At 70.3% G+C, this 236-nt stretch carries 1 pseudogene; it reads right to left on the bottom strand.

Annotation, left to right across the window (positions count from 1 at the left end):
• A pseudogene (locus tag FS767_RS22615) lies at positions 1 to 236 on the bottom strand (riboflavin synthase); the annotation flags it as partial.

The raw sequence follows: 236 nt of genomic DNA, 5'->3' as shown, positions 1-236 counted from the left end.
AGCGCGATATAGCGGGCCAGCTCGGCAGGGGCGCGCAGGCGGAACTGCACGGCGCGGGCGTTATCGGCGCGGGAGACCACTTCGCCGAGTCCGTCCACGTGGCCGCTGACCAGGTGGCCGCCAAGACGAGTGGTGGGCATCAGCGCCTTTTCCAGGTTGACCCGGCTGCCGGGCTTGAGACCGCCCAGGCTGGTGAGGCTCAGGGTCTCGCGACTGACGTCGGCCCAGAAGCCGTC

This window comes from Pseudomonas sp. DE0010, from assembly GCF_007680745.1.
Taxonomy (GTDB): domain Bacteria; phylum Pseudomonadota; class Gammaproteobacteria; order Pseudomonadales; family Pseudomonadaceae; genus Aquipseudomonas; species Aquipseudomonas parafulva_B.
This window is presented reverse-complemented; position numbering and strand designations above follow the sequence as displayed.